Origin of the sequence: Arenimonas sp. MALMAid1274, assembly GCF_049195245.1 — a bacterium.
Lineage (GTDB): Bacteria > Pseudomonadota > Gammaproteobacteria > Xanthomonadales > Xanthomonadaceae > Arenimonas.
The window spans coordinates 179,740-206,400 of sequence record NZ_JBMIRR010000027.1 but is presented as its reverse complement, the minus strand read 5'-3'; the positions used below and the strand labels follow the sequence as shown (position 1 = coordinate 206,400).

General features: G+C 69.3%; 25 protein-coding genes, 1 tRNA gene and 1 riboswitch. Of the genes, 18 read left to right on the top strand and 8 right to left on the bottom strand.

The features are described 5' to 3' along the window. Positions 1-4 precede the first annotated feature (4 nt). Positions 5-706 (top strand): phosphate signaling complex protein PhoU, encoded by a 702-nt coding sequence (phoU, locus tag ACOQFR_RS09330; RefSeq protein ID WP_421381209.1) that lies wholly within the window; start codon positions 5-7, stop codon positions 704-706. Positions 707-759: 53 nt separating this feature from the next. Here phoU and ACOQFR_RS09325 read toward each other — a convergent pair whose 3' ends face one another. Continuing rightward, positions 760-1,176, bottom strand: a complete 417-nt coding sequence (locus ACOQFR_RS09325; protein WP_421381207.1) for a hypothetical protein — start codon at positions 1,174-1,176, stop codon at positions 760-762. Positions 1,177-1,401: 225 nt separating this feature from the next. Beyond that, a riboswitch (glycine riboswitch) is annotated at positions 1,402-1,503 on the top strand. A gap of 42 nt (positions 1,504-1,545) precedes the next feature. Between ACOQFR_RS09325 and gcvP the strand changes: the two genes are divergently transcribed. Together gcvP and ACOQFR_RS09315 are read left to right on the top strand one after the other, a co-directional pair. Next, complete coding sequence (gcvP, locus tag ACOQFR_RS09320; RefSeq protein ID WP_421381205.1) at positions 1,546-4,404, top strand: aminomethyl-transferring glycine dehydrogenase; 2,859 nt, start codon at positions 1,546-1,548, stop codon at positions 4,402-4,404. Continuing rightward, positions 4,404-5,210, top strand: a complete 807-nt coding sequence (locus ACOQFR_RS09315) for an alpha/beta hydrolase (RefSeq protein ID WP_421381203.1) — start codon at positions 4,404-4,406, stop codon at positions 5,208-5,210. The genes gcvP and ACOQFR_RS09315 overlap by 1 nt, the downstream gene beginning before the upstream one ends. Before the next feature lie 5 nt (positions 5,211-5,215). Here the strand turns inward: ACOQFR_RS09315 and chrA are convergent, their stop codons facing one another. Beyond that, positions 5,216-6,394 (bottom strand): chromate efflux transporter, encoded by a 1,179-nt coding sequence (chrA, locus tag ACOQFR_RS09310; protein ID WP_421381201.1) that lies wholly within the window; start codon positions 6,392-6,394, stop codon positions 5,216-5,218. Positions 6,395-6,662: 268 nt separating this feature from the next. Between chrA and ACOQFR_RS09305 the strand changes: the two genes are divergently transcribed. The 10 genes from ACOQFR_RS09305 to cysK all read left to right on the top strand — a co-directional run bounded on the left by ACOQFR_RS09305 (position 6,663) and on the right by cysK (position 14,199). Beyond that, on the top strand, positions 6,663-6,983 hold the full coding sequence (locus ACOQFR_RS09305) for an ArsR/SmtB family transcription factor (RefSeq protein ID WP_421381199.1): 321 nt from the start codon (positions 6,663-6,665) through the stop codon (positions 6,981-6,983). 23 nt (positions 6,984-7,006) lie between these two features. Next, positions 7,007-8,008 carry an ArsJ-associated glyceraldehyde-3-phosphate dehydrogenase gene (locus ACOQFR_RS09300; protein WP_421381197.1) on the top strand — a complete coding sequence of 334 codons (1,002 nt, stop codon included), beginning with the start codon at positions 7,007-7,009 and terminating at the stop codon, positions 8,006-8,008. Further along, on the top strand, positions 8,005-9,228 hold the full coding sequence (arsJ, locus tag ACOQFR_RS09295; RefSeq protein ID WP_421381195.1) for an organoarsenical effux MFS transporter ArsJ: 1,224 nt from the start codon (positions 8,005-8,007) through the stop codon (positions 9,226-9,228). Before ACOQFR_RS09300 ends, arsJ begins: the two co-directional genes overlap by 4 nt. A gap of 128 nt (positions 9,229-9,356) precedes the next feature. Further along, positions 9,357-9,872, top strand: a complete 516-nt coding sequence (locus ACOQFR_RS09290) for an RNA polymerase sigma factor (protein WP_421381193.1) — start codon at positions 9,357-9,359, stop codon at positions 9,870-9,872. Positions 9,873-9,920: 48 nt separating this feature from the next. Continuing rightward, positions 9,921-10,265, top strand: a complete 345-nt coding sequence (locus ACOQFR_RS09285; protein ID WP_421381191.1) for a hypothetical protein — start codon at positions 9,921-9,923, stop codon at positions 10,263-10,265. Positions 10,266-10,272: 7 nt separating this feature from the next. After that, positions 10,273-11,130 (top strand): DUF692 domain-containing protein, encoded by an 858-nt coding sequence (locus ACOQFR_RS09280; RefSeq protein ID WP_421381189.1) that lies wholly within the window; start codon positions 10,273-10,275, stop codon positions 11,128-11,130. Next, entirely contained in the window at positions 11,117-11,881 is a 765-nt protein-coding gene (locus tag ACOQFR_RS09275) for a DNA-binding domain-containing protein (RefSeq protein WP_421381187.1), read from the top strand. Before ACOQFR_RS09280 ends, ACOQFR_RS09275 begins: the two co-directional genes overlap by 14 nt. A gap of 11 nt (positions 11,882-11,892) precedes the next feature. Continuing rightward, positions 11,893-12,546, top strand: coding sequence for a DoxX family protein (locus tag ACOQFR_RS09270; RefSeq protein WP_421381185.1), 654 nt, complete (start codon positions 11,893-11,895; stop codon positions 12,544-12,546). Positions 12,547-12,570: 24 nt separating this feature from the next. Continuing rightward, positions 12,571-13,215, top strand: coding sequence for a ribonuclease T (gene rnt, locus ACOQFR_RS09265; protein WP_421381183.1), 645 nt, complete (start codon positions 12,571-12,573; stop codon positions 13,213-13,215). 27 nt (positions 13,216-13,242) lie between these two features. Next, positions 13,243-14,199 carry a cysteine synthase A gene (gene cysK, locus ACOQFR_RS09260; protein WP_421381181.1) on the top strand — a complete coding sequence of 319 codons (957 nt, stop codon included), beginning with the start codon at positions 13,243-13,245 and terminating at the stop codon, positions 14,197-14,199. Between the two features lie 235 nt (positions 14,200-14,434). On the opposite strand, the gene ACOQFR_RS09255 is transcribed toward cysK, so the two are convergent. The 3 genes from ACOQFR_RS09255 to rnr are packed head-to-tail and all read right to left on the bottom strand — an operon-like array spanning position 14,435 to position 17,916. Then, positions 14,435-14,734 carry a CBU_0592 family membrane protein gene (locus ACOQFR_RS09255; RefSeq protein ID WP_421381180.1) on the bottom strand — a complete coding sequence of 100 codons (300 nt, stop codon included), beginning with the start codon at positions 14,732-14,734 and terminating at the stop codon, positions 14,435-14,437. Continuing rightward, a complete protein-coding gene (gene rlmB / locus ACOQFR_RS09250) occupies positions 14,731-15,483 on the bottom strand; it encodes a 23S rRNA (guanosine(2251)-2'-O)-methyltransferase RlmB (protein ID WP_421381178.1) in 753 nt (250 codons plus the stop codon). The genes ACOQFR_RS09255 and rlmB overlap by 4 nt, the downstream gene beginning before the upstream one ends. 27 nt (positions 15,484-15,510) lie before the next feature. Further along, the gene (rnr, locus tag ACOQFR_RS09245) at positions 15,511-17,916 is read right to left on the bottom strand and encodes a ribonuclease R (protein ID WP_421383253.1); all 2,406 of its coding nucleotides are present in this window, start codon (positions 17,914-17,916) and stop codon (positions 15,511-15,513) included. A 189-nt stretch (positions 17,917-18,105) separates the two neighbouring features. Between rnr and ACOQFR_RS09240 the strand changes: the two genes are divergently transcribed. The 5 genes from ACOQFR_RS09240 to ACOQFR_RS09220 all read left to right on the top strand — a co-directional run bounded on the left by ACOQFR_RS09240 (position 18,106) and on the right by ACOQFR_RS09220 (position 23,295). Next, positions 18,106-18,190, top strand: a tRNA-Leu gene (locus ACOQFR_RS09240). Between the two features lie 106 nt (positions 18,191-18,296). Next, complete coding sequence (locus ACOQFR_RS09235) at positions 18,297-20,357, top strand: tetratricopeptide repeat-containing sulfotransferase family protein (RefSeq protein ID WP_421381176.1); 2,061 nt, start codon at positions 18,297-18,299, stop codon at positions 20,355-20,357. A gap of 105 nt (positions 20,358-20,462) precedes the next feature. After that, positions 20,463-22,532, top strand: coding sequence for a carbon starvation CstA family protein (locus ACOQFR_RS09230; protein WP_421381174.1), 2,070 nt, complete (start codon positions 20,463-20,465; stop codon positions 22,530-22,532). 10 nt (positions 22,533-22,542) lie between these two features. Next, positions 22,543-22,737, top strand: coding sequence for a YbdD/YjiX family protein (locus ACOQFR_RS09225; RefSeq protein ID WP_421381172.1), 195 nt, complete (start codon positions 22,543-22,545; stop codon positions 22,735-22,737). Positions 22,738-22,818: 81 nt separating this feature from the next. Then, positions 22,819-23,295 carry a hypothetical protein gene (locus ACOQFR_RS09220; RefSeq protein WP_421381170.1) on the top strand — a complete coding sequence of 159 codons (477 nt, stop codon included), beginning with the start codon at positions 22,819-22,821 and terminating at the stop codon, positions 23,293-23,295. 34 nt (positions 23,296-23,329) lie between these two features. Here the strand turns inward: ACOQFR_RS09220 and ACOQFR_RS09215 are convergent, their stop codons facing one another. Genes ACOQFR_RS09215 through hflK form a run of 3 tightly spaced genes read right to left on the bottom strand, consistent with a single transcriptional unit; the run spans position 23,330 to position 26,641 of the window. Next, the gene (locus ACOQFR_RS09215) at positions 23,330-24,622 is read right to left on the bottom strand and encodes an adenylosuccinate synthase (RefSeq protein ID WP_421381168.1); all 1,293 of its coding nucleotides are present in this window, start codon (positions 24,620-24,622) and stop codon (positions 23,330-23,332) included. Positions 24,623-24,651: 29 nt separating this feature from the next. Further along, entirely contained in the window at positions 24,652-25,527 is an 876-nt protein-coding gene (hflC, locus tag ACOQFR_RS09210; protein ID WP_421381166.1) for a protease modulator HflC, read from the bottom strand. Between the two features lies 1 nt (position 25,528). After that, entirely contained in the window at positions 25,529-26,641 is a 1,113-nt protein-coding gene (gene hflK, locus ACOQFR_RS09205) for an FtsH protease activity modulator HflK (RefSeq protein WP_421381164.1), read from the bottom strand. Positions 26,642-26,661: the final 20 nt, after the last annotated feature.

The window sequence follows — 26,661 nt, the reverse complement described above, 5'->3', positions numbered from 1 at the left end:
CAGGATGACGCCCCCAATGAACGACCACATCGTCAAGAGCTACGACAGCGAGCTCACGCGCCTGGACGGCGAAATCCGCCGCATGGGCGAGCTGGCCATCAGCCAGCTCGACGCCGCCATCGACGTGCTGCAGCGTCGCGACAGCCAGGCCGCGATGCGGGTGGTGGCCAACGACGACGCCATCGACGCCCTGGAACACGAGGTCAGCCATGACGTGCTGCGCCTGCTGGCCCTGCGCCAGCCGATGGCCCGCGACCTGCGCGAGGTCTACGCGGCGCTGCGCATCTCGTCCGACATCGAGCGGATCGGCGACTACGCGGCCAATGTCGCCAAGCGCTCGACGGTGCTCAACCAGACGGCCCCGGTCTCGGCCGCCCGCGGCCTGCCCGCGCTGGCCAAGCTGGCCAATACGCTGGTGCGCGAATCGCTGGACGCCTACCGCGCCCGCGACGCCGACCGCGCGATGGCGGTGCGCAGCCGCGACGCCGAGCTCGACGCCGAGTACACCGGCCTGTTCCGCGAGCTGCTGACCTACATGGCCGAGGACCCGCGCCAGATCACGGCCTGCACCCACCTGCTGTTCATCGCCAAGAACATCGAGCGGATCGGCGACCATGCCACCAACATCGCCGAGTACACCTGGTTCCTGGTGCACGGCGAGCAGCCGGCCGAAGAGCGCGAGAAGCGCGACCTGACCAGCCAGTAAGGCCGACCACGCGGCGCCGCTCCCGGCATCCCGGGACGCGGCGGCAGCATTCTTCAGCGCAGCCAGCCCCGGGCGCGGGCGGCCCACGCCAGCCAGACCAGGCCGAGGGCGATCACCAGCACCGCGCCCTGCATGACCCAGATCGCCGGCGTCAGCAGTTCGCCGGTCAGCCCGACCAGGGCCGCGTCCTGAAGCAACAGTCCCAGCAGCGACAGCAGCAGCAGCGGCCAGGCCCAGGCCCGCTTCAGCACCAGGCCCAGCGACCCCAGCGCGCCGCCAACCACCGCCAGCCCGGTCCCCACCAGCGCCCAGGCCGGGCGGGCGGCATACAGCGCCTGCTGGTCGGCCGGCAGCGTGGCGACCACGTCGGGGGTCAGCATCAGGTCCATCGCGAATGCGGCGCAGCCCAGCAAGTTCCAGAGCAGGGCGAGGACGGCGACCGGCAGGTACCACTTCGGTGTCGGATTCATGCAGGGACTCCCGGGGATGTAGGCGGAGTGAAGCCCGGCCATGCTAGCGCGGCTCCGGACCGCCGATAAGTGGCGCCACCGGCAGGTCCGATGCCACGGCCCCGCCTCCGGGCCACCCGCCTGGGGTAGAATGCCAACGCTCGATGCGTGGTGCGGGAGAGGCTGGCCTAGGCCAGCGCCGAAGGCGTAACGCCCGTAATCGCTCAGGACCCGGAACCGTACCGCGCGAGCAACTCTGGAGAGACCGGTTCAACCCGGCGCCGAAGGGGCATGGGACTGCAGGGATTGCGGCCCAAAACTCTCAGGCAAAAGGACAGAGGGGCGATCCGCGCTGCGTCTGCGCGGCCCTCCCCCATGCCCGGACCGCCCATGAACCGCGACAGCCTGCGCTCGCTCGAACATCACGACGCCTTCCTCGAACGCCACATCGGCCCTAACGACGCCGAGATCGCCGCCATGCTGGCTGCGGTCGGCCATGCCTCGCTCGACGCGCTGACCGACGCCATCGTGCCCGGCAGCATCAAGTCGCCGGCTCCGCTGGCGCTGCCCGCGCCGATCAGCGAGGTCGAGGCGATCGCCAAGATCAGGAAGATCGCGGACAGGAACCAGGTCTTCCGCAGCTTCATCGGCCAGGGCTACTACGGCACCCACACGCCCAACGTGATCCTGCGCAACATCCTCGAGAACCCGGCCTGGTACACGGCCTACACGCCCTACCAGGCGGAGATCTCGCAGGGCCGCATGGAAGCGCTGATCAACTTCCAGACGATGTGCGCCGACCTGACCGGCATGGAGATCGCGAACGCGTCCCTGCTCGACGAAGGCACCGCCGCCGCCGAGGCGATGACGCTTGCGAAGCGCTCGTGCAAGTCGAAGTCCGACCTCTTCTTCGTGTCGCGCGGCGTGCATCCGCAGACCCTGGAAGTGCTGAAGACGCGGGCCGAACCGCTGGGAATCGAACTGGTGATCGGCGACGACGCCACCGCCGCGGACCTGGACGTGTTCGGCGCGCTGGTGCAGTACCCGGACACCTTCGGCCAGGCCAAGGACTACCAGGCGCTGGCCGATGCCGTGCATGCGCGCGGCGGCCTGGTCGCCGTCTCCACCGACCTGCTCGCGCTCACCCTGCTGAAGGCACCGGGTGAATGGGGCGCCGATATCGTGGTCGGCAACTCGCAGCGGTTCGGCGTGCCGTTTGGCTTCGGCGGCCCGCATGCGGCCTTCATGGCCTGCAAGGACGCGTTCAAGCGCTCGATGCCCGGCCGCCTGATCGGCGTGTCGGTGGACGCCGAGGGCAAGCCGGCCTATCGCCTCACGCTGCAGACCCGCGAGCAGCACATCCGCCGCGAGAAGGCGACGTCCAACATCTGCACCGCCCAGGTGCTGCTGGCCGTGATGGCGTCGATGTACGCCGTCTACCACGGCCCCGAGGGCCTGACGCGCATCGCGCGCCGCACGCATCGCCTGGCGGTGATCCTGGCCGGCGCGCTTCGCGGCGCCGGCGTGTCGGTCGGCGACGGCTTCTTCGACACGCTGCATGTCACGGGCATCGATGCCGCAGCGCTGCACGGCAAGGCCGAGGCCGCCCGCATCAACCTGCGCAGGCTCGATGCCGGCTCGCTGACGATCAGCCTGGACGAAACCACCACGCGCGACGACGTCGTCGCGATAGCGGCCCTGTTCGGCGCCCAGGCCGACATCGATGCGCTCGACGCCGCCGCGAAGTACGCGATGCCGGAGGCGCTGCGCCGCGAGTCGCCGTTCCTGCAGCACCCGGTGTTCAACACCCACCACAGCGAGCACGAACTGCTGCGCTACATGCGCGCCCTGGCCGACAAGGACCTGGCCATGGATCGCACCATGATCCCGCTGGGCAGCTGCACGATGAAGCTCAACGCCACCGCCGAGATGATCCCGGTGACCTGGCCGGAGTTCGGCAATATCCATCCGCTGGCGCCGGCCACGCAGGCCATGGGCTACAGGCAGCTGATCGACGAACTCGAGGCTATGCTGGTCGAGTGCACCGGCTACGACGCGGTGAGCCTGCAGCCCAACTCCGGCGCGCAGGGCGAATACGCCGGCCTGCTGGCCATCCGCGCCTACCACCGCAGCCGCGGCGAGGCGCACCGCGACATCTGCCTGATCCCCGACTCCGCGCACGGCACCAACCCGGCCAGCGCGCAGATGTGCGGCATGACCGTGGTGGTCACCAAGACCGACGCCAACGGCAACGTGGACGTGGCCGACCTGCGCCGCGCCGCCGAGAAGTACAGCGACCGCCTGGCCGCGCTGATGGTGACCTACCCGTCCACGCACGGCGTGTTCGAGGAGGACATCGTCGAGATCTGCGACATCATCCATTCCCACGGTGGCCAGGTGTACACCGACGGCGCCAACATGAATGCGCTGGTGGGCGTGGCCAAGCCCGGGAAGTGGGGCTCGGACGTTTCGCACCTGAACCTGCACAAGACCTTCTGCATCCCGCACGGCGGCGGCGGCCCCGGCGTCGGTCCCTGCGCGGTGAAGTCGCACCTCGCCCCGTTCCTGCCCAAGACGCTCGGCGGCGAAGGCGACGTGGGCATGGTCAGCGCCGCCAGCTTCGGCTCGGCCTCGATCCTGCCGATCAGCTGGATGTACGTGACCATGATGGGCTCGCAGGGCCTGCGCAAGGCCACCCAGGTGGCCCTGCTCAACGCCAACTACATCGCCACCCGTCTCGCGCCGCACTACAAGACGCTCTACACCGGCCGCAACGGCCTGGTGGCGCACGAGTGCATCCTGGACCTGCGCCCGCTCAAGGACGCCACCGGCATCGGCGCCGAGGACGTGGCCAAGCGCCTGATCGACTTCGGCTTTCACGCCCCGACCCTGAGCTTCCCGGTCGCCGGCACCCTGATGGTGGAGCCGACCGAGAGCGAGTCCCAGCACGAACTCGACCGCTTCATCGACGCCATGATCCAGATCCGCGAAGAGATCCGCGCGGTGCAGGACGGCCGCTTGGACCGCGAGGACAATCCGCTCAAGCACGCCCCGCACACCGCCACCACCGTGACCGCCAGCGAGTGGACGCGCTCCTACCCGCGCGAGCTGGCGGCGTTCCCGCTGGCGTCCCTGCGCCAGGCCAAGTACTGGCCGCCGGTGTCGCGCGTGGACAACGTGTACGGCGACAAGAACATCATGTGCGCCTGCATCCCGGTGGATGCCTACAAGGACGAGGCCGAGGCCTGATGATGCGGGGCACGGCGCGCGCCCAGCGCAAGCGACGCCTCGTGCTGGCCACGATGCTCGCCCTGCCCCTGCTGGCCTACCTGGCCCTGTGCCTGCTGATGTACGGCAGGCAGCAGTCGCTGGTGTATTTCCCGCAGGGCACGCGCATGGATGCGGTGCACACCGACTATGCGATCAAGCGCGACGGCGTGGCGTTGCGCGGCTGGCTGATCAATCCGGGCCAGGCGGATGCGCTGATCTACTTCGGCGGCAATGCCGAGGCGATCGAGGGCATGCGTACGCGGCTGTCGCGCTGGTTTCCCGACCGCAGCATCTACCTGCTGGCCTACCGGGGCTACGGCGCCAGCGACGGTGAACCGGACGAAGCCGCGCTGGTGGGCGATGGCCTGGCCCTGTTCGACCATGTGCGCAGCCGGCATCGCCAGGGCGACGTGGCGCTGATCGGCCGCAGCCTGGGCTCGGGCGTGGCCAGCCAGGTGGCGGCGCAGCGTCCGGTGAAGCAGCTGGTGCTGGTGACGCCGTTCGACAGCCTGGCCGAAGTGGGCGCCGGCCACTACCCGTGGCTGCCGGTGAACTGGCTGCTGCGCGACCGCTACGACTCGCACCGCCACCTGGCCAATTTCGATGGCCAGGTGCTGGTGATTCGCGCGGGCCGCGACCAGGTGGTGCCGCCGGTGCACACCAACCGGCTGATCGCGGCGCTGCCCAAGGCGCCGGAAGTGGTGGACGTGGCCGAGGCCAGCCATGACACCGTGCTGTCGGGCGACGTGCCCGTCGAGGCGATGGCGCGTTTCCTGGCGCGCTGAAGGCGCTAGCAGCTCCAGGCCCGCAAGAGCACGCTCGCCGCAACAATCAGGACCACGGCCCACAGGACGTTGAGGCGGCCCAACCACAGCAGCAGCAAGCCCACGACTGCGATGCCGGCATCCGCGGCGCCCCGCACGCCCGCGGGCAGCACCGTCCCGATCATCGCAGCGGCGAGCAGGCCGACCACCACCGCATTGATCCCGGCTATCGCCGCCGGGGCCCAGCGGTGCGACGCCAGCGATTGCCACAGCGGCAACACCGCAGCCACCAGCAGCAGCCCGGGCAGGAACATCGCCACCAGCGCCACCGCCGCGCCTGCGGCGGGCGTGGCGCCGGTCGGCACCAGGGCGCCGAGATAGGCCGACAGCGCGAACATCGGTCCCGGCAGCGCCTGGGCGGCACCGTAGCCGGAAAGGAATTGCGCGTCGCTGAGCCAGCCGCTCCCCACCATGCTCTGTTCAAGCAGCGGCAGCACCACGTGCCCGCCGCCAAAGACCAGCGCGCCGGCCTGGTACTGCGAGGCCGCCAGCGCCACCAGCGATGCCGGCCCTCCCGCCAGCCACAGCGCCGCCCCCAGGCCGAGCGCGAATACCGCCAACAGTCCGAAGGCAAGCTGGCGTCCATGCGTCACCCTCATGGGAGCGACGGGCAGCGCAGGCAGGTCGTCCCAGAACCAGATGCCGGCCAAGGCACCCATCGCGATCACCGCCGGCTGCTGCCAGGCCTGCCCTTCGCCCAGCATCCAGACCATCACGATGACCGCGAGCACGGCCCGCCGGAAATCCGGCGTCAGCGTGCGCGCCATGCCGACCAGGCCATGGCCCACCACCACCACCGCGACCAGCTTCAGGCCATGCAATGCGGCGTCGGCCACAGGACCCTGCAGCCGCGGCGCCAGCAGGGCCAGTCCGAACATCAGCAGCGCCGACGGCAGCGTGAACCCGAGGAAGGCCAGCAATCCGCCGCGCCAACCGCCGCGCAGCCATCCGACCGCGAATCCGAGCTGGCTGCTGCCCGGCCCCGGCAAGGCCTGGCAGATCGCCACCAGTTGCGCGAACTCCCCATCGTCGAGCCAGCGCCGGCGGACGACCAGGGCTTCGCGGAAATAGGCGAGATGGGCGATCGGGCCGCCGAACGACGTCAGGCCCAGGCGAAGGAAGGTGATGAAGATGCCGCGCTGCATGGGCGCGATTCTAGACGCCGGAAGCTTGCACGATCCGCGCTGCGGCCCGGCCGCTTCGAGCCATACAGCAGCAGGATTCGCGGAGCATGCCCGGCGTCCGGCAGCGCGAGGTGGGCCAGACCCGGTCGTTCCGGCGCCGCCGAAACCCGGTTGGGACGACTGTCTGTCATGAAATCGTCGTCTCTTGGCGGTATATTTCTATTGTTCTAGTATTATCGAACTGACGCCCGTCCCGTCGAATCGGGATGCAATCGCCGAGGGAAACGCCATGGATGCCCCCGTCGCCGTCACCGCCCTCTCCGCCCTCGCCCAGCAGCACCGGCTGGCGATCTTCCGGCGCCTGGTCGAGATAGGGCCGGAAGGCGCGTGGGCCGGCGAGATCGGCGAGCACCTGGGGCTGGCGGCCAATACGCTTTCCTTCCACCTGCGCACGCTGCAGCAGGCCGGACTGGTGGTGCCCGAGCCTCAGGGCCGCAACATCCGCTACCGGGCCGACTTCGCCGCCATGCAGTCGCTGGTCGACTACCTCACCGAAAACTGCTGCGCCGGCGCGGACTGCGCGTCCACCCGGGCGGCCGCCTGCTGCTGACCCTTCCTGCCCGAGCCCTCCCCATGACCCTGAAAATCGGCATCAACGGCTTCGGCCGCATCGGCCGCCTCGCCCTGCGCGCGGCGTGGACCTGGCCCGACGTGAGCTTCGTGCACGTCAACGACCCCGCGGGCGACGCGGCCACGCTGGCCCACCTGCTCAACTTCGACTCCGTGCATGGCCGCTGGGATACCGAGGCCGGCTCCGAGGGCGAGGCGCTGCTGATCGACGGACAGCGCATCCCGGTCTCGCGCAACAAGGCCATCGCCGACACCGACTGGTCGGGCTGCGACGTGGTGATCGAGGCCAGCGGCAAGATGAAGTCCAGCGCGGTGCTGCAGGCCTACCTGGACCAGGGCGTGAAGCGCGTGGTGGTGACCGCACCGGTGAAGGAACCCGGCGTGCTGAACGTGGTCATGGGCGTGAACGACGACCGCTACGACCCCGCCGTGCACCGCATCGTCACCGCCGCCAGCTGCACCACCAACTGCCTGGCGCCGGTGGTGAAGGTGATCCACGAAGGCCTGGGCATCCGCCACGGCAGCATCACCACCGTGCACGATCTGACCAACACCCAGTCCATCCTCGACCAGCCGCACAAGGACCTGCGCCGCGCGCGCGCCTGCGGCATGAGCCTGATCCCGACCAGCACCGGCTCGGCCACCGCGATCACCGAGATCTTTCCCGAACTCAAGGGCCGCCTCAACGGCCATGCGGTTCGCGTGCCGCTGGCGAATGCCTCTCTCACCGATGCGGTGTTCGAAGTGGAGCGCGCCACCACGGTCGACGAGGTCAATGCCCTGTTCAAGGCCGCGGCCGACGGCCCGCTCATGGGCATCCTGGGCTACGAGACGCGGCCGCTGGTGTCGATCGACTACCGCACCGATCCGCGCTCGGGCATCGTCGATGGTCCTTTCACCATGGTGGTCAACGGCACCCAGGTGAAGGTGTTCGCCTGGTACGACAACGAGTGGGCCTACGCCAACCGCACCGTCGAGCTGGCGCGCAAGGTGGGCCTGGCGTGAACCCGGCGACGCCCGCGCGTTCGCCGCTGACCGGGCAGTACCTGCTGGTCACCGGAAACTACTGGGCCTTCACCCTCACCGACGGCGCGCTGCGCATGCTGGTGGTGCTGCATTTCCACCAGCTGGGCTACTCGCCGCTGCAGGTGGCGATGCTTTTCCTGTTCTACGAAGTCTTCGGCGTCGTCACCAACCTGGTCGGTGGCTGGCTGGGCGCACGGCTGGGCCTGAACCGAACGATGAACCTGGGCCTGTTCCTGCAGGTGGCCGCGCTGGCCATGCTGGCGGTGCCGGCCGTGATGCTGACGGTGCCTTGGGTGATGGCGGCGCAGGCCCTGAGCGGCATCGCCAAGGACCTCAACAAGATGAGCGCCAAGGGCAGCCTGAAGCTGCTGGTGCCCGCAGGCGAGCAAGCGCGGCTGTATCGCTGGGTGGCCCTGCTGACCGGGTCAAAGAACGCGCTCAAGGGCGTGGGCTTTTTCCTCGGCGCACTGCTGCTGGGCCTGCTGGGTTTCGACGGCGCCGTGCTGGCAATGGCCGGTGCGCTGGTCGTGGTGTGGATCGCCAGCCTGGTGTGGCTGAAGGCCGACCTGGGCAAGGCCAGCGCCAAACCGAAGTTCCGTGAGCTGGTGTCCAAGAGCGCGGCCATCAACCGGCTGTCGGCGGCGCGGCTGTTCCTGTTCGGCGCGCGCGACGTGTGGTTCGTGGTGGCGCTGCCGGTCTTCCTTTCCACTCAGCTGGGCTGGACGCATGCCCAGGTGGGCGGCTTCCTGGCGCTATGGATCATCGGCTATGGCGCGGTGCAGGCGCTGTCGCCCGCGCTGACACGCACCGGCCACGGCCCCGCTCCCGACGGCCGGGCCGCGATGGCCTGGGCGCTGCCCCTGGCCCTGATTCCTGCGGGCATCGCGCTGGCACTGCTGGCCGGCTGGCCACCGGGGCCGGTGCTGGTGGGCGGGCTGATGGTGTTCGGCGCGCTGTTCGCGCTGAACTCGGCGCTGCACAGCTACCTGATCGTCAGCTATGCCCGCGAGGACGGCGTGTCGCTGGACGTGGGCTTCTACTACATGGCCAATGCCGGCGGCCGACTGCTGGGCACGGTCCTGTCGGGCGCGGTGTACCAGGCCTGGGGCCTGGCCGCCTGCCTGTGGATTTCCGCGGCCTTCGTGGCGATCGCCGCCGGGGTGTCACGCGGGCTGCCCCGGCACCCGGTGCCGGCCTGATTTTTTTGCTGAACCGCGGCTAAATCCCGTCCGTCCGGCGGCGCACCCGCTGGCCTTCCCGGTGCCCCTTAGGGCATATGACAGCAGGGACATGCCCGTCCATGCTGGTACCGGCGAAAGGACACCCGATGAACAGCCTGGCCTTTACCACCGACCTGCAGGCGGCCCGCGACGGCGATCGTCCGGCGCTGGAGCGCGTGCTGGGCCGGTCGCGCCAGGACCTGCGCCGCTACGCCGAGCACCACTGCGTCGTCAACGACGCCGAGGACGCGGTACAGGAAGCCTTGTTCACCGCCTCGCGCCGGCTGACCGACCTGCGCCAGCTGGAGTGCTTCGCGTCCTGGCTGTTCCGCATCGTCAAGCGCGAGTGCAACCGATTGAAGCGCGGGCTGCGTAGCTTCAACCATGAGCCCGTCACCGAGGACATTGCCGACACCTGCCGCATCGAACAGCGCGGCCTGGCCCGCGACTTGGCCTGCGCGATCGAGGCGCTGCCGCCGCACTACCGCGAGATCCTGCTGCTGCGCGACCTGGAGGGCCTGACGATCGAAGAGATCGGCGAGCGCCTGGCCCTGACCCGCGAAGCCGCCAAGGCCCGACTGCACCGTGCCCGCGCCCTGGCGCGCGAGTTCCTGAAAGATTGATTCCACCCCGCGGGACCGCCCGCACCATCCACAGAGAGAGCGAACACCATGAGCAACAAATCCCTGAAGCCCGCCGTGATGGCCGCCGGTGCCCTGATCCTGGGCAGCATGGCCCTTGCCAATTCCGCGTTCGCCATGAGCTCCCTCGCGCAGGGCTACCTGGTGTCCGCCAGCGACGCCAAGGCCGAAGAAGGCAAGTGTGGCGAGGGCAAGTGCGGCGAAGGCAAGTGCGGCGACGACAAGGCGCACGAGGAAGGCAAGTGCGGCGAAGGCAAGTGCGGCGACGACAAGGCCAAGGAAGAGGGCAAGTGCGGCGAAGGCAAGTGCGGCGACGACAAGGCCAAGGAAGAAGGCAAGTGCGGCGAAGGCAAGTGCGGCGACGACAAGAAGTAAGCGCGTCATGACGGCCATCCCTTCCCTTTCCCCGATGGCCGCCGGCCTCGGCCTGCGGCGGGCCCTGATGGGTCCGCTGCAGGCTGCGGCGCCGGGTGATTTTGATTTCCTGGAATGTGCGCCCGACAACTGGATCGGCGTCGGCGGACGTTTCGGCGAGGCGCTCATGGACCTGGCCTCGCGCCACCCGCTGGTCTGCCACGGCCTGTCGCTGTCGCTGGGTGCGGTCGAACCCTTCGACCAGACCTACCTGCTCAAGCTGCGGCGCTTCCTGGACCAGCACCAGGTGCGGATCTTCAGCGAGCACCTCGCGTACTGCAGCGACGACGGCCAGCTGTACGACCTCATGCCCATTCCCTTCACCGAAGAAGCCGTACACCACGTCGCCGCCCGCATCCGCCAGGTGCAGGATGCGCTGGGCCGCCGCATCGCGGTGGAGAACATTTCCTACTACGCCGCGCCCTACCAGGCGATGGCCGAGATCGACTTCCTCAAGGCCGTACTGGCCGAGGCCGACTGCGACCTGCTGCTGGACGTGAACAACATCTACGTCAACGCGGTGAACCACCGCTATGACGCCCACGACTTCCTGCGCGCGCTTCCCGGCGAGCGCATCGCCTATTTCCACGTCGCCGGCCACTACGACGAGGCCGACGACCTCAAGGTCGACACCCACGGCGCGACGGTGAAGCCCGACGTGTTCGCGCTGCTGGACGAAGCCTGCGCGCTGTTCGGCCCGCGCCCCGCGCTGCTCGAGCGCGACTTCAATTTCCCGCCCTTCGCCGAACTGGTGGCCGAAGTGGGCAGCGTGCGCGACATCCTGCGCCGCCATGCGCCGGCCGAGGCCTGCCATGCCCGCGCCTGAGACGCTGCGCGCGCAGCAGTTCCAGCTGGCCGCGCACATCCGCGACCCCGGCCAGGCGCCGCCGCCGGGCATCGAGGACCGCCGCCTGGCGATCTACCGCGACCTGTTCTACAACAGCCTGCAGGGCCTGCTGGCCGGCAATTTCCCGGTCATCCGCCGGCTGCTGGGCGACACCGGCTGGCATCGCCTGGTGCGCGACTTCTACCGTGAGTTCCGCTGCGGCACGCCGCTGTTCCCGGAGCTGCCGCGCGAGTTCATCCAGTACCTGCAGCAGCGCGCGCAGGCCGGCCGCGGCGACGCGCCCTGGCTGGCCGACCTGGCGCACTACGAGTGGGCGGAGCTGGCGATGGATCTGCTGGAGGCCGACCCGGCCGAAGAACGCTTTGATCCCGACGGCGACCTGTTCGAGGGCGTGCCCCTGCTGTCGCCGCTGGCCTGGCCGCTGGCCTACACCTGGCCCGTGCACCGGCTGTCGCCCGACTACCAGCCGGCAGAGACGCCAGCGGTCGCGACCTTCCTGATGGTGCAGCGCGACGCGCAGCACAAGGTGCGCTTCAGCGAACTCAATGCGCTCACCTTCCGGCTGCTGCAGCGGCTGTCGGACGAGCCCGCGCTGCGCGGGCGCGAGCAGCTGCAGGCGCTGGCAATGGAGGCCGGCGCTCCCGACCCCGATGCCTTCCTTGCACAAGGCCGCGTGATGCTGGACCAGCTGCGCGCCACCCACGTGATCCTCGGCACTTCCCTTTCCTGACGGAGTTTCCCATGCGTGTATCCCTGAGCGAGCGCTGGACAGCGCTCACCGAACGGCTGGACGGTGTTGGCGACTGGCTGGCCCCGCTGGGCCTGCGGCTGATCCTGGCGTGGGAGTTCTGGGAGGCCGGCATTGAAAAATTCCGCGGCGAGAACTGGTTCTCCGGCATCCAGTCCGACTTCCCGTTCCCGTTCGACCGCGTGCCGGCCGACCTGAGCTGGACGATGGCGACCTGGGCCGAGCTGATCGGCGCGGTGGCGCTGGCCCTGGGCCTGGGCACGCGCTTCTTCGCCTTCTCGCTGCTGGTGCTCACGGCCGTCGCCACCGCTTCGGTGCATTGGCCGATGGACTGGATGGGCGTGCAGGAACTGGCCAAGGGCTATGCCATCACCGACAAGGGCTTTGGCAACTTCAAGCTGCCGCTGCTGTTCGCGCTGATGCTGCTGCCGCTGGTGTTCAAGGGCGCCGGCAAGTTCAGCCTGGATGCCGCCATCGCCAGCCGCTACGGCAGCGGCGAGCGGCGTCCGGTCCAGGACGCGCTGGCCTGGGGCCTGGCCGCCCTGGTGCTGGGCCTGCCGCTGGCCCTGCTGATGCCGACCCTCGGCCTGACCCTGGCCATCGTCGGCCTGCTGCTGATCGCACTGGATCGCCTGCTGCTGGCCTGAGCCCCGGGCTGCTATCCTGCCGGCATGGAATCCTTTTCCCTGCCGCGCATGGCCGAGCGCTTCCGCGGTTACCTCCCGGTGGTGGTGGACGTGGAAACCGGCGGCTTCGACTGCAGCCGGCACGCGCTGCTGGAAATCGCCGCGATCCCGATCGAGCTCGACGGCGATGGCTATTACGTCTTGGGCGAAACCGTCAGCACCCACGTCGAGCCCTTCGAAGGCGCGCAGATCGATCCCAAGTCGCTGGAGATCACCGGCATCCGCCTGGACTCGCCGCTGCGTGGCGCGCTGGAGGAACGCGCCGCACTGGACCACATCTTCGCGCCCGTGCGCGCCGCGGCCAAGCGCAACGGCTGCCAGCGCGCCATCCTGGTCGGGCACAACGCGCACTTCGACCTCGGCTTCCTCAACGCCGCCGTCGCGCGCGTGGGCCACAAGCGCAATCCCTTCCATCCCTTCAGCACCTTCGACACCGTCACCCTGGCCGGCATGGCCTATGGCCAGACCGTGCTCAGCCGCGCCGTGCAGGCCGCGGGCCTGCCCTGGGACGGCGACCAGGCCCATTCGGCCGTCTATGACACCGAACGCACCGCGCACCTGTTCTGCGCAGTCCTGAACCGCTGGCGCCAGTTTTCGGAAAACGACCTCGCCGCCGCGCACCAGGACTGATCCTTCGCTCACCCTCGGGAGCAAGCCATGATCCACGACAGCATCCTCGGTACCGTCGGCAACACACCCATCGTGCGCATCAACCGGCTCGCGCCGCCCGGCGTGGCGATGTACGCCAAGCTCGAGTACTTCAACCCGATGTCCTCGGTGAAGGACCGGCTGGCGCTGGCCATCATCCTGGATGCCGAACGCACGGGCGTGCTCAAGCCCGGGCAGATGGTGGTCGAGGCGACGTCGGGCAACACGGGCATCGCGCTTGCGATGGTCTGCGCGGCGCGTGGCTATCCGTTCGTGGCCTTCATGACCGAGACCTTCTCGATAGAGCGCCGCAAGCTGATGCGCGGCCTGGGCGCCAAGGTGATCCTGACCCCGGCGGCCGAGCGCGGCAGCGGCATGGTCAGGCGCGCCGCTGCCTTCGCGGAAAAACACGGCGCCTTCCTGGCCCGCCAGTTCGAGAACCCGGCCAACCCGGCCTACCACCGCAGCACCACCGGCCCGGAAATCCTGCGCGACTTCGCCGCGCGCCGGCTGGACTGGTTCGTCACCGGCTACGGCACCGGCGGCACCCTCACCGGCGCCGGCGAAGTGCTCAAGGCCGCGCGCCCCGACCTGAAGATCGCGGTGACCGAACCCGACGGCGCCGCCCTGCTGTCGGGCAAGGAATGGCAGCCGCACAAGATCCAGGGCTGGACGCCGGACTTCATCCCGGCCGTGCTCAACCGCGACATCTACGACCTGATCGTGCCGGTCACCGACCTGCTGGCCCGTGACACTGCGCGCGCCCTGGCCACCCAGGAAGGCATCTTCTGCGGCATCTCCGGCGGCGGCACCTTCGCCGCGGCGCTGGAAGTGGCCCGCACCTGCGAACCCGGCAGCGTCGTGCTGGCCATGATCCCCGACACCGGCGAACGCTACCTCAGCACCTTCCTCTTCGAAGGCATCAACGAAGGCTCCGATGAGGACTGGGCGGCGGGGTTGGGTTGATTTTTTTTGCCGCGGATTTACGCGGATGACGCGGATAGAGCCGAAAAAGGAAAGAATGATCGGGAGGTCGTGGCCGCAGTATGGTGGCCGGCATTCATCGTGCGACCGGTGGCCATCAACGGTCTTATCCGCGTCATCCGCGTCAATCCGCGTCAAATTGCCCTATCGGCGTCATCCGCGTTGATCCGCGTCAAATCGCCCTATCCGCGCCCTCCGCGAAAATCCGCGGCAAAAATCACGCCCCCGGCGGCGACTTGCGGTTGCGGAAGCGCTCAGCGCGAGCCCGGATGCCCCGCCACATGCCATACAGGCTGATGGCGATCCACGCGAACTGCATGATGGTGACCGAGATCACGTCGCGGAAATCCGGCGACGGTCCGAAGATGGACACCAGGAAGAAGATGGCGCCGAACAGGTTGGCCAGCTGGTAGCCGATCGAGTCGCTGGCCAGCTTGCCGGCCTGCAGCAGGTAGAAGGCGCCCAGCACGAAGGCCACGCCGGCCAGTCCCACGAAATCAAACCACTGAAGGCTCATGCCTTGGCTCCACGCTGTCGGACCACTTCAAACAGGGCAACGCCGGTCGCGACCGAGACGTTGAGGCTTTCCATTTCGCCGGGCATCGGGATCTTCACCAGGCCGTCGCAGTGTTCGCGCGTCAGCCGGCGCATGCCCTCGCCTTCGCCGCCCATCACGATCGCCACGTTGCCGGTGAAGTCGATGCCGTGGATGGCCTGGGTGGCTTCGCCGTCCAGGCCGTAGATCCACACGCCCATCTTCTGCAGGGCGCGCAGGGTGCGGGCCAGGTTGGTGACGCTGACCACCGGGATGCGGTCGGCGGCGCCGGCCGAGGTCTTGCGCACCGTGGCATTGATCGGCGCGGCCTTGTCCTTGGGGATCACGACCGCGGTGACGCCGGCCGCCGCCGCGCTGCGCAGGCAGGCACCCAGGTTGTGCGGGTCCTGCACGCCGTCGAGCACCAGCACCAGCGCCTTGCCTCCGGCGGCTTCCACCAGGCCGGGCAGCTCGGACTCGTCGGTGGGCTTGGCCGCCTCGTAGCGCGCGATCACGCCCTGGTGGCGCAGCGCACCGACGATGCCCTCCAGCGACTGCAGCGGGATGCGCCGCACCGACACGTCGCGCCGGCGTGCGGTTTCCTCGATCTCGGTCAGGCGCGCGTTCTTGGCGCCACCCTCGATCAGGACTTCGCGCACGTTCTCGACGTCGTGCTCCAGCGCCGAGGCCACCGCATTGATGCCGGCGATCCAGTTGTCCTTCTTGCTCATTGCGATCTTCCCGTCATGCCGCTTGGGTCAGGCTTTTTTCTTTTTCTTCGGCGCGCCTTCCGGCACCACCAGCTTGAAGTCGATGCGCTTGTCCTCGACGCTGGCCTTGAGCACCAGCACCCGCACCGGATCACCCAAGCGGAACTTGAGCCCGGTGCGCTCGCCCGCCAGCGAACGGCGCAGCGGATCGAAGTGGTAGAAGTCGTGCGGCAGCTGCGTCACGTGCACCAGGCCATTGACCTTGGACCCGGCCAGCTCCACGAACAGGCCGAAGTTGGTGACGCCGCTGACCACGCCGTCGAACTCGTCGCCGACGTGTTTTTCCATCCAGGCGCTGCGGTAGCGTTCGTCCACTTCGCGCTCGACCTCGTCCGCCCGCCGCTCCATCGCCGAGCAGTGCAGCGCCAGCGCCGACATCTCCTTGGCCGAATAGCGGAAGCCGTCCGGATCTCCCGACAGCAGCGCGTGCTTGATCGAGCGGTGCAGCAGCAGGTCCGGGTAGCGGCGGATGGGCGAGGTGAAGTGGCCGTAGGCCTCCAGCGCCAGGCCGAAATGGCCCAGGTTCTCGGTCTGGTACACAGCCAGGCTCTGGGAGCGCAGCAGCACCGTCTCGAGCAGGGGCGCATCCGGCCGCACGCGGATCTTGCGCAGCAGGTTGGTGAAATCCTTCGGCTGCACCTTCGACCATGGCGGCAGGCTCAGGCCGAACTCGGACAGGTACTCCAGCAGATCGGCGTACTTGGCCTCCGGCGGGCGCGGATGCACGCGGAACGGCGCCGGGATCTGCTTGGCGGTGACGAACTTCGCGGCCTCGACGTTGGCCGCGATCATGCATTCCTCGATCAGCTTGTGGGCGTCGTTGCGCTCCATCATGCCGGCCTGGATCACCTCGCCGCTGTTGTCGAGCACGAAGCGCACTTCGCCCGACTCGAACTCGATCGCGCCGCGGCGGTTGCGCGCCTTGGCCAGCACCTTGTACAGCTGGTGCAGGCGCTGCACCTGGGGCATCAGCGAGCCGATCTGGGCCACGGCCTCGGCGCCGTCGGCGGTGTCGGCCTCGCCCACGGCCTTCCACACCTGGGTATAGGTCAGGCGCGCGTGCGAACGCATCACGGCTTCATAGAACTTCGACGCGGTGACGTTGCCCTCGAAATCCACCTGCATCTCGCAGGCGAAGCACATGCGCTCGACCTTGGGCATCAGCGAGCAGATGCCGTTGGAAAGCGTCTCGGGCAGCATCGGCACCACGAAGCCCGGGAAGTACACCGAGGTGGCGCGCTTGATGGCCTCGTCGTCCAGCGCAGTGCCGGGGCGCACGTAGTGCGAAACGTCGGCGATGGCGACGATCAGGCGGAAGCCGGTGCCGGTGGGCTCGCACCAGACCGCGTCGTCGAAGTCCTTGGCGTCCTCGCCGTCGATGGTGACCAGGGGCACCTTGCGCAGGTCCACGCGGTCGCGGGTCTCGGCCTCCGGCACTTCCACCGGCACCAGCGCGGCCTCGGCCAGCGCCTCGCGCGGGAACACGTGCGGCAGGTCGTGGCCGTGGATGGCGGCTTCCACCACCAGCGAGGGCGTCAGCTTGTCGCCCAGCACCAGCAGGATGCGGCCGATCGGCGGGCGGCCCTTTTCCGGCGGCGCGGTCACTTCCACCACCACCAGCTGGCCCTCGCGGGCCTCGTTGCGGTCTTCCGGCGGGATCAGCACTTCGGTCAGCACGCGGCGGTCGTCGGGCACCACCATGCCGATGCGGGAACGTTCGCTGTAGCGGCCGGTGAGGCGCGTGAGCCGGTGTTCGAGCACCTCCACGATCGCGCCTTCGCGGCGGCCGCGGCGGTCCACGCCGGTGACGCTGGCCAGCACGCGGTCGCCGTGCAGCGCCTTGCGCATCTCGCCCGGCGGCAGGAACAGGTCTTCGCCGCCGTCCTCGGCCTTGAGGAAGCCGAAGCCGTCGGGATTGGCAATCACGGTGCCGGCGATCAGGTCCAGCTTCTGGGCGGCGGCATAGCCGCCGCGGCGGTTCATCAGCAGCTGGCCGTCTCGCAGCATGGCCGCCAGGCGCCGGCTGAGCGCCTCGAAGCGGTCGGGCGCGGTGAGGTTGAGCGCGCGCGCGATGTCTTCGGCGGTCAGCGGGCCGGCGCTCTCGGTGAGGAACTCGGCGATGGCCTCGCGGCTGGTGATGGGCTGGTCGTACTTCTGCGCTTCGCGCGAGGCATGCGGGTCATGGATGCCGGCGCCGGAACCGCGCGGGCCACGCGGCGGCTTGCCGCCGGGGCCACCACGATGGGCCGCTGCGGGCGGGCCGCTGCGCTTGCCGGATTTCCCGGCCTTGCCGGGCGCGGGGCCCTTGCCGGCCGCCGGCCCGGGCTTGGCGGACTTGGCGGACTTCGGGGACTTGGCGGCGGGACCGGACTTGGCCGGCGCGGTGCCGCGCATGCTGTCGGGCATCCAACCGGGGAGATTGCCGGCCTTGCCGGGCTTCTTTGGGGCTTTTGTCATGGCTGAATGGTACACCCGCCAGCCTGTACGGCCGGCCGCCGATGCCGTTTGCGCGCCGGGCAATTGACAAGCCCAGGCCGCGCGATTAACTTATGCGGCTTCCCAGCGCTCGCTCGGGAAGCCCCTGCCCGGGTGGCGGAATTGGTAGACGCACTAGTTTCAGGTACTAGCGGGTAAAACCGTGGAGGTTCGAGTCCTCTCCCGGGCACCAGATCAAAGGAAAGGCCCGCTTCGGCGGGCCTTTTTCTTTGCCCGGCGGTCGGGCCGGCCACGCCGGGCGGCCCTACAATCGCGCTGAGATTCCACCGGACACCCGCATGCCCGCCGATCCCAAACGCATCGACCACGCCCTGGCGCTGGCCGCCGACGGCAAGCCGGGCGAGGCCGACACCCTGCTGGCGCACCTTGCGCGCACCGAGTCCGACCCCACCGCGGCCTGGCACCTGGGCTGGCTGCGCCTGCGCGCCGGCGACGCCGAAGGCGCGCTGGCCATCCTGCGCGAGTTCGGCACCGATCCGATCTGCAACGAGCGCGCACGCGAGCAGCTGGTCGGCGAGCGCCGCAACGCCGAGGCCGTGGCCGTGATCCGCATGCGGCCCCGGTCGGATGAGGAGCCGCGCAGCCTCGTCGCCACCGCCTTCGAACAGCACCTGGCGCGCGACTACGCCGGCGCGGCCGCCACCTGCCGCCGCGCGCTGGCGATCGCCCCCGCCCATGCCCCGGCCCACAACCACCTGGGCCGCGCACTGCACAACCAGGGCAATACCGCCGGCGGCCTGGCCGAGTTCGAGCGCGCCGTGCACGCCGATCCGCGCTATCCCGAGGCCTGGCACAACCTGGCGCATTCGCTGCGCGCCAACGGCGAGCTGGAACGCTCCTGCGAGGCCCTGCAGCGTGCGCTGGCGATCTCGCCCGGCTACCGCTCGGCGCGCCTGAACCTGGGCATCAACCTGTACGCGATGGACCAGCCCGGCGAGGCTCTGGCCTGCTTCGAGTCCCTGCTCAAGCTCAACCGCGACGATGTCGAGGCGATGGTCAACGCCGGCGCCTGCCTGCAGCGCCTCGGCCAGCTGGCGAAAGGCCGCCAGCGACTGCAGCGTGCGCTCGAGCTCGATCCCCTGCACCAGTGGGCGCATTACTACCTGGGCACGCTGCTGAGCGAGCAGCGCGAGTACGAGGCCGCGAAGCGTTCGCTGCAGCAGGCACTCAAGCTGCGCGGCGACGATCCCGACGCCTGGGCCGAGCTGGCCATCGTCTACCAGGCGCTCGACGACCTGCCGCATGCGCAGCAGGCGGTGCAGACCGGGCTGACGCTGGCGCCGCAGCACGCCCTGCTCAACGTGCAGGCCGCGCGGCTGGACCGTCGCCGCGGCGACAGCCTGGGCGCGGAGGCGCGGCTGCGGCGGCTGGACGCGCGCAAGATCACGCCGCGCGTGCGCCAGCGCTACGAGCACGAACTGGGCCGGGTGCTGGACCGCAACGCCCGCAGCGACGAGGCCTTCCGCGCCTTCGAGGCCTCCAACCAGCTGGCCGCGGCCAACCTGAGCTTCCGCAAGCCGGACGCCGAGGCGCTGTTCCATCGGGTGGACGAGGTGCAGGCCTGGCTGAAGGACGGCGCGCCCGGCCTGGACGGCGTGGACGACGGCGATGGCGACACCGGCGCCGACCTTTGTTTCCAGTTCGGCTTTCCCCGTTCGGACCACGCTTCGCTGGACGCGGCGCTGCGCCGGCATCCGGCCCTGGGCCTTTGCGTGGACCAGCCCACGCTGGCGCCGGTGGTGGGCATCATCGCTGGCCTGCCCGGCGGCTATCCCGGCGCCATCGCGCGCCTGGACCGCACCGACCGCATGGCGCTGCGACGCTCCTATCGCCTGGCGCTCTCGCGCCTGGGCGTCGCCGCCGGCACCCAGGTCGTGGACCGGGCCCCGCTGCACACGCTGCACGTGGGGCTGGTGCAGGCGCTGTTCCCACGCGCGCGCCTGCTGTGGTCGCTGCGCCATCCCTGCGACGTGGTGCTGGCCAACTTCATGCGTGCCGAAGCCATGGGCGAGGCGGGCATCAACTTCCACAGCCTGGCCGGCGCCGTGCGCAGCTACGACGCGGTGATGGGCCTGTGGCAGCGCCTGCAGCCTCGCATCACGCTGCCGCTGGCCCAGGTGCGCTACGAGTCGCTGGCCGAGTCGCCTGAATCCGCGCTGGCGGAAGTCTTCGCCTTCCTCGGTCTCGAGGGCGCGCCCGAGGCTCCGCGCGCGGACGCGCCGGCCCACCGCGGACCCCGCCGCGCCGCAGCGCGCTGGCTGCGCTATCGCGACCAGCTGCAGCCGTGGATGGACACGCTGGGCGCGCACGCGCGGCGGCTCGGCTACACGATCGACTGAGCGCGCCGCCGGGACCTGCGCCTGCGCAAGCCTGCGCGGCACACCGGATGCTTCGCGGCGGCGACCCGCCTAGACTGGCCGCACGCCCCTCGACGGAAAGCCGGCATGAACAAGCTCACGCGCCACCTGCTGTGGATCCTGCTGGCCATCGTCGGCGCCTTCGCGCTGGGCACGGTGGCGCTGCGCCGCGGCGAGAGCGTCAGCGCGCTGTGGATCGTGGTGGCCTCGGTCTCGATCTACCTGGTGGCCTACCGCTACTACGGCCTGTTCATCGCCACCCGCGTGATGGGACTGGACCCGAACCGCGCCACGCCGGCGGTGCTCAACAACGACGGCCTGGACTACGTGCCCACCAACAAGCACGTGCTGTTCGGCCACCACTTCGCCGCCATCGCCGGCGCCGGGCCGCTGGTGGGGCCGGTGCTGGCGGCGCAGATGGGCTACCTGCCCGGCACGCTCTGGCTGATCGCGGGCGTGGTGCTGGCGGGCGCGGTGCAGGATTTCATGGTGCTGTTCATTTCCAGCCGCCGCGACGGCCGGTCGCTGGGCGACCTGGTGCGCGAGGAAATGGGCCGCGTGCCCGGCACCATCGCCCTGTTCGGCGTGTTCCTGATCATGATCATCATCCTGGCGGTGCTGTCGCTGATCGTGGTCAAGGCGCTGGCGGAGAGTCCCTGGGGCATGTTCACCGTGATCGCGACCATTCCGATCGCGATCATGATGGGCCTGTACATGCGCTACCTGCGGCCCGGGAAGATCGGCGAGATCTCGGTGGTGGGACTGGTGCTGCTGCTGGGTTCAATCTGGCTCGGCGGCGAAGTGGCGGCGCATCCCACCTGGGGCCCGGCCTTCACCTTCACCGGCGTGCAGATCACCTGGATGCTGGTGGGCTACGGCTTCGTGGCCGCGGTGCTGCCGGTGTGGCTGCTGCTGGCGCCGCGCGACTACCTGTCCACCTTCCTCAAGATCGGCACCATCGTGGGCCTGGCGATCGGCATCCTGCTGATCAACCCGGACCTGAAGATGCCGGCGCTGACCCAGTTCACCGACGGCAGCGGCCCGGTGTGGAAGGGCGGCATGTTCCCCTTCCTGTTCATCACCATCGCCTGTGGCGCGGTGTCGGGCTTCCATGCGCTGATCGCCTCGGGCACCACGCCCAAGCTGCTGGCCAATGAAAGCCACGCCCGCTACATCGGCTACGGCGGCATGCTGATGGAATCGTTCGTGGCGATCATGGCGATGGTGGCCGCGTCGGTGATCGAGCCCGGCGTCTACTTCGCGATGAACAGCCCGGCGGCGGTGGTCGGCGCCGACGTGCAGACGGTCGCGGCCACGGTGACGCAGTGGGGCTTCTCGATCACGCCGGAAATGCTGCAGCAGACCGCCGACGACATCGGCGAATCCACCATCCTCTCACGCGCGGGCGGCGCGCCCACGCTGGCGGTGGGCATTGCGCAGATCCTGCACCAGGTCATCCCGGGCGAAGGCACGATGGCCTTCTGGTACCACTTCGCGATCCTGTTCGAGGCGCTGTTCATCCTGACGGCGGTGGATGCCGGCACCCGCGCCGGCCGCTTCATGCTGCAGGACCTGCTGGGCACCTTCGTGCCGGCGATGCGCCGCACCGAGAACTGGCTGGCCAACCTGGTGGCCACCGCCGGCTGCGTGGCGCTGTGGGGCTACCTGCTCTACCAGGGCGTGGTGGATCCGCTGGGCGGCATCAACACGCTGTGGCCGCTGTTCGGCATCTCCAACCAGATGCTGGCGGGCATCGCGCTGATGCTGGCCACGGTGGTTCTGTTCAAGCTCAAGCGCGAGCGCTACGCGTGGGTGACGGCGGTGCCGGCGGTGTGGCTGCTGATCTGCACCACCACGGCGGGCCTGATCAAGATCTTCGATCCCGATCCGGCACTGGGCTTCATGGCGCAGGCGCGCCGGTACCAGGCGGCGATGGCCGACGGCCAGTTGCTGGCGCCGGCCAAGTCCATGGACCAGATGCAGCACATCGTGTCCAACGGCTACCTCAACACCGGGCTGACCGCCCTGTTCCTGATGGTGGTGGCCAGCATCCTGTTCTACGCGGTCACGGCAATCGCGAAGGCGCGGCGCAATCCGCAGCGCAGCGACACCGAACGGCCGGCGCAACCGATTCCCGCCGACCATGTGCCGGTCTGAGGAGACGCCCATGACCTCGCGACTCAAGCTTGCCTGGAGCCACCTCGCCCGCACGACGCGCATGCTGGTGGGCCTGCCGGACTACGCCAGCTACCTGGCGCACCAGCGCGCGAAACATCCCGGGCGCGAACCGCTGACGGAGGCGCAGTTCTTCCACGCGTGCCAGCAGTCACGCTACGGCGGTGGCAATGGCCGCTGCTGCTGAGCCAGGCGCCGGCTGCCGCGTTGACGCTGGGGGAGCCCGCCGCCTAGCATCGGACGTACACCCTTCCGGAGTTGTTGCCTCATGCCGTCCGCCCTGCGTTCCGCCCGCCTGCTGGCTGCCAGCCTCTGCCTTCTTGCTGGTTTCGCGCACGCGAAGATCGCCCCGGAACTGCGGCTTGAGCTGTCCGACGACGCCACCGCCGCCGAGTTCGAAGCGCGCTCCGCAGAGATCCTCAAGGCCCTCGGCGACACCCAGGACTATTCGGAACTGCGCGAACACGATCGCAGGCGGGTGAAGGAAGCACTAGGACGCATCGGCACGGACCTGTCCACGGTGGAATCGCTCGCGCAGCTGCCGGAAGCGCAGCGCACGGCGATCCGGAGCGAACAGGACGCCATCAACGCCACGCTCGCCACGGCCCGCGCCGACAGCCGCATGATCTGCGTGCGCGAACAGGTGATCGGCAGCAACCGCCGGCGCAGCGTATGCCTGACCGCGGCGCAGCGTCGTCGCGATGCCGCGACGGCGCGTGGCATCGTCGAAGAAAACGGCAGTTGAGGAACGGGGCCGCGTGCCCCGCCCCGCTCCGAACTCAGGCGAACGGATCCTGCAGCACGATCGTGGACTCGCGCCCCGGACCCGTGGAAACGATGGCCAGCGGGCAGCCCGCCAGCTCCTCCAGCGCACGCAGGTAGGCACGCGCCGCCGGCGGCAGCTTGTCCCACTCGGTGATGCCGGCGGTGGTTTCCTCCCAGCCCGGGAACTCCAGGTACACCGGCGTGCACTCGTCCCAGCCGGCGGCGTCCAGCGGCGCGTATTCGGTGCGCTTGCCGCGGTACTCGTAGGCGATGCAGATCTTGAGCTTCTCCATCCCGTCCAGGATGTCGAGCTTGGTGATGCACAGGCCGGTGATGCCATTGATGGCCACCGCGCGCTTGAGCGCGACGATGTCCATCCAGCCGCAGCGGCGCGGGCGGCCGGTGGTGGCGCCGAACTCCGCACCCTTCTGGCGGATCAGTTCGCCGGTGGCGTCGTTGAGTTCGGTGGGGAACGGACCGCCGCCGACGCGGGTGGCATAGGCCTTGGCAATGCCCAGCACATAGTCGATCGCGTCTGCGCCGACGCCGGTGCCGGCCATCGCGCCGCCCACCGTCGTGTTCGACGAGGTCACGTACGGATAGGTGCCGTGGTCGATGTCGAGCAGCGAACCCTGCGCGCCCTCGAACATCACGCGTTTACCCTGCTTGCGCAGGTCGTGCAGGATGCCGGCGACGTCGGCCTTCATCGGGTCGACGTAGGCGCCGAACTCCAGCGCCTCGTCCAGCGTCTTCTGGAAGTCCACCGCCTCGACGCCGAGATACTTGGTCAGCACGAAGTTGTGGTAGTCCATCGTGGTGCGGAGCTTTTCGGCCAGCTCCTTGGGGTAGTTCAGGTCGGCCACGCGGATGCCGCGGCGCGCCACCTTGTCCTCGTAGGCCGGGCCGATGCCGCGCCCGGTGGTGCCGATCGCGGCGCCGCCGGCGGCCTTCTCGCGGGCCTGATCCAGGGCGATGTGGTAGGGCATGATCAGCGGCGTGGCCGGGCTGATCTTCAGGCGCGAACGCACTTCGACGCCATTGGCCTCCAGCTCGCCGATTTCCTTCTTCAGCGCCGCCGGGCTCAGCACCACGCCGTTGCCGATCAGGCACAGCGCGTCGGCGCGCAAGATGCCCGACGGGATCAGGTGCAGCACCGTCTTCTTGCCGCCGATCACCAGCGTGTGGCCGGCATTGTGGCCGCCCTGGAAGCGCACGACCGCGCCGATTTCCTCGGTCAGCAGGTCGACGATCTTGCCCTTGCCCTCGTCGCCCCACTGCGCGCCCAGCACCACCACCGACTGACCCATGACCTGACTCCGAAATTTGTTTGGTGCGCTCAGCGCTTGTCGTTGCCGAAATACTTCAGGAACTCGGAGTCCGGATCCAGCACCAGCACCGACTGGCCATCGGCCATCGAGTTCCGGTAGGCCTCCAGGCTGCGGTAGAAGGCATAGAACTCGGCGTCCTGGCCGTAGGCGGCCGCAGCCAGCTCGGCCGCCCGGGCGTCACCGGCACCGCGCACGCGCTGGGCATCGCGCTCGGCCTCGGCCAGGATGACCTGCCGTTCGCGTTCCGCTTCCGAACGGATCTCGTCGGCGCCCTCGGTGCCCTCGGCGCGCAGCTGATTGGCTACGCGGGTGCGCTCGGCGCGCATGCGCTCGAAGACCGAGCTCAGGATGTTGCCATCCTCGGGCAGGTTGATGCGCTTGATGCGGATGTCGACGATCTCGATGCCCAGGGTGGCGGCGCCGTCCTTGGTGGCCTCCAGCAGGCGGGCCGTCAGGTCGACGCGGGCGCCGGACACCACGTCCTGCAGGCTCAGGCGGTTGATTTCCTGGCGGAGCGCATCCTTGATGATCGGCGTAAGGCGCAGCTTGGCCGCCTCCTCGTTGCCGCCGCTGGCGGCGCGGTAGAAGGTGGACACGTCGTCGATGCGCCACTTGACGAAGAAGTCGACGCTGACATCCTTCTTCTCCGAGGTGAGATAGCGCTCCGGGGCGTCGTCCAGGGTGAGGATGCGCCGGTCGAACTTGGTCACCTCCTCCACCAGCGGCCACTTGAAGTGCAGGCCTGGCTCGACGTCGCTGCGCACCACCTTGCCCAGGTTGAGCACGATGGCGGTCTGGCCTTCGTTGACGACATAGACCGAGCCCATCAGGCCCAGCAGGCCCGCGACGATGAGCAGGATGGCTAGCGTGGTTCCGCGCAGCATGTCAGCGGCCTCCCGTGCGGGCGTCGGCGCGGTTGCGCTCGGCGCTGGGGGTAGTGGGTTCCGGGGCGACCGCCTGGGTGGACGGCATGCGCACCAGCGGCGCCTCGACCGGTGCGGCGCCAGCCGGGGTGGCGCCAATCGGCAGGTAGAGGATGTTGTCGTTGCCCGACATCACCTTGCGGTTGCGCGACAGCACGTCCTGCATGGTCTCCAGGTACAGGCGCTGGCGGGTGACCTCGGGGGCCTTGCGGTACTCGTCGGCCAGCAGGCGGAAGCGCTCGGTGTCACCCTCGGCGCGTGCGATCACCGAGGCGCGGTAGCCCTCGGCCTGGGTGCGCACCACGGCGGCGGAGCCGCGGGCTTCGGGCACGATCTTGCTGGCATAGGCCTCGGCCTCGTTCTCGATGCGGCTCTTGTCCTCGCGCGCGCTGATGGCGTCGTCGAAGGCCGGTTTCACTTCTTCCGGCGGACGGGCGTCGGGCAGGTTGAACTCGGTCAGCACCAGGCCGGTCTGGTAGTCGTTGAGCGAGGCCTGCAGGCGCTGGCGCGCCATGATGACCAGCTCGGCGCGTTCGAACAGCACGGTGTCCATGCGGCTCTGGCCCACCGCCTCGCGCACGGCGCTTTCGGCGGCCTGGCGCAGGGTCTCTTCCGGGTCGCGCGAACCGAACAGGAACAGGCGCGGGTCGGACTTGGTGTACTGGGCGTTGAACTTGATGTCGACGATGTTCTCGTCCTTGGTGAGCACGCGCACCTGGTCGCTGAGGGTCAGCACCTGGGTGGCATCCACCACCGTGACGGTCTCGATCGGCCACGGCCACTTGAAGTTCGGACCGGGCGTCATGATGCGGTTGAACTCGCCGAAGCGCAGCACCACGCCGCGCTCGCGCTCGTCCATCAGCTTGAAGCTGTTGAACACCACCCAGATGGCCAGCAGGCCGACCACCCAGGGCACGGGGTTGAACGAGCCCGCCGCGGGCGCGCCGCGACCGCCGCCGGAACCGCCGCCGCCGAACATGCCCTTGAGGCGGTTCAGGAAGGCTTCGACCTCGTTGCCGGGGTCCTTGCCTTTCCAGGGGTCTTGGTTGCCTTTACCAGGCTGGTTCCAGGCCATGCTTGATGCTCCGTCGCGCA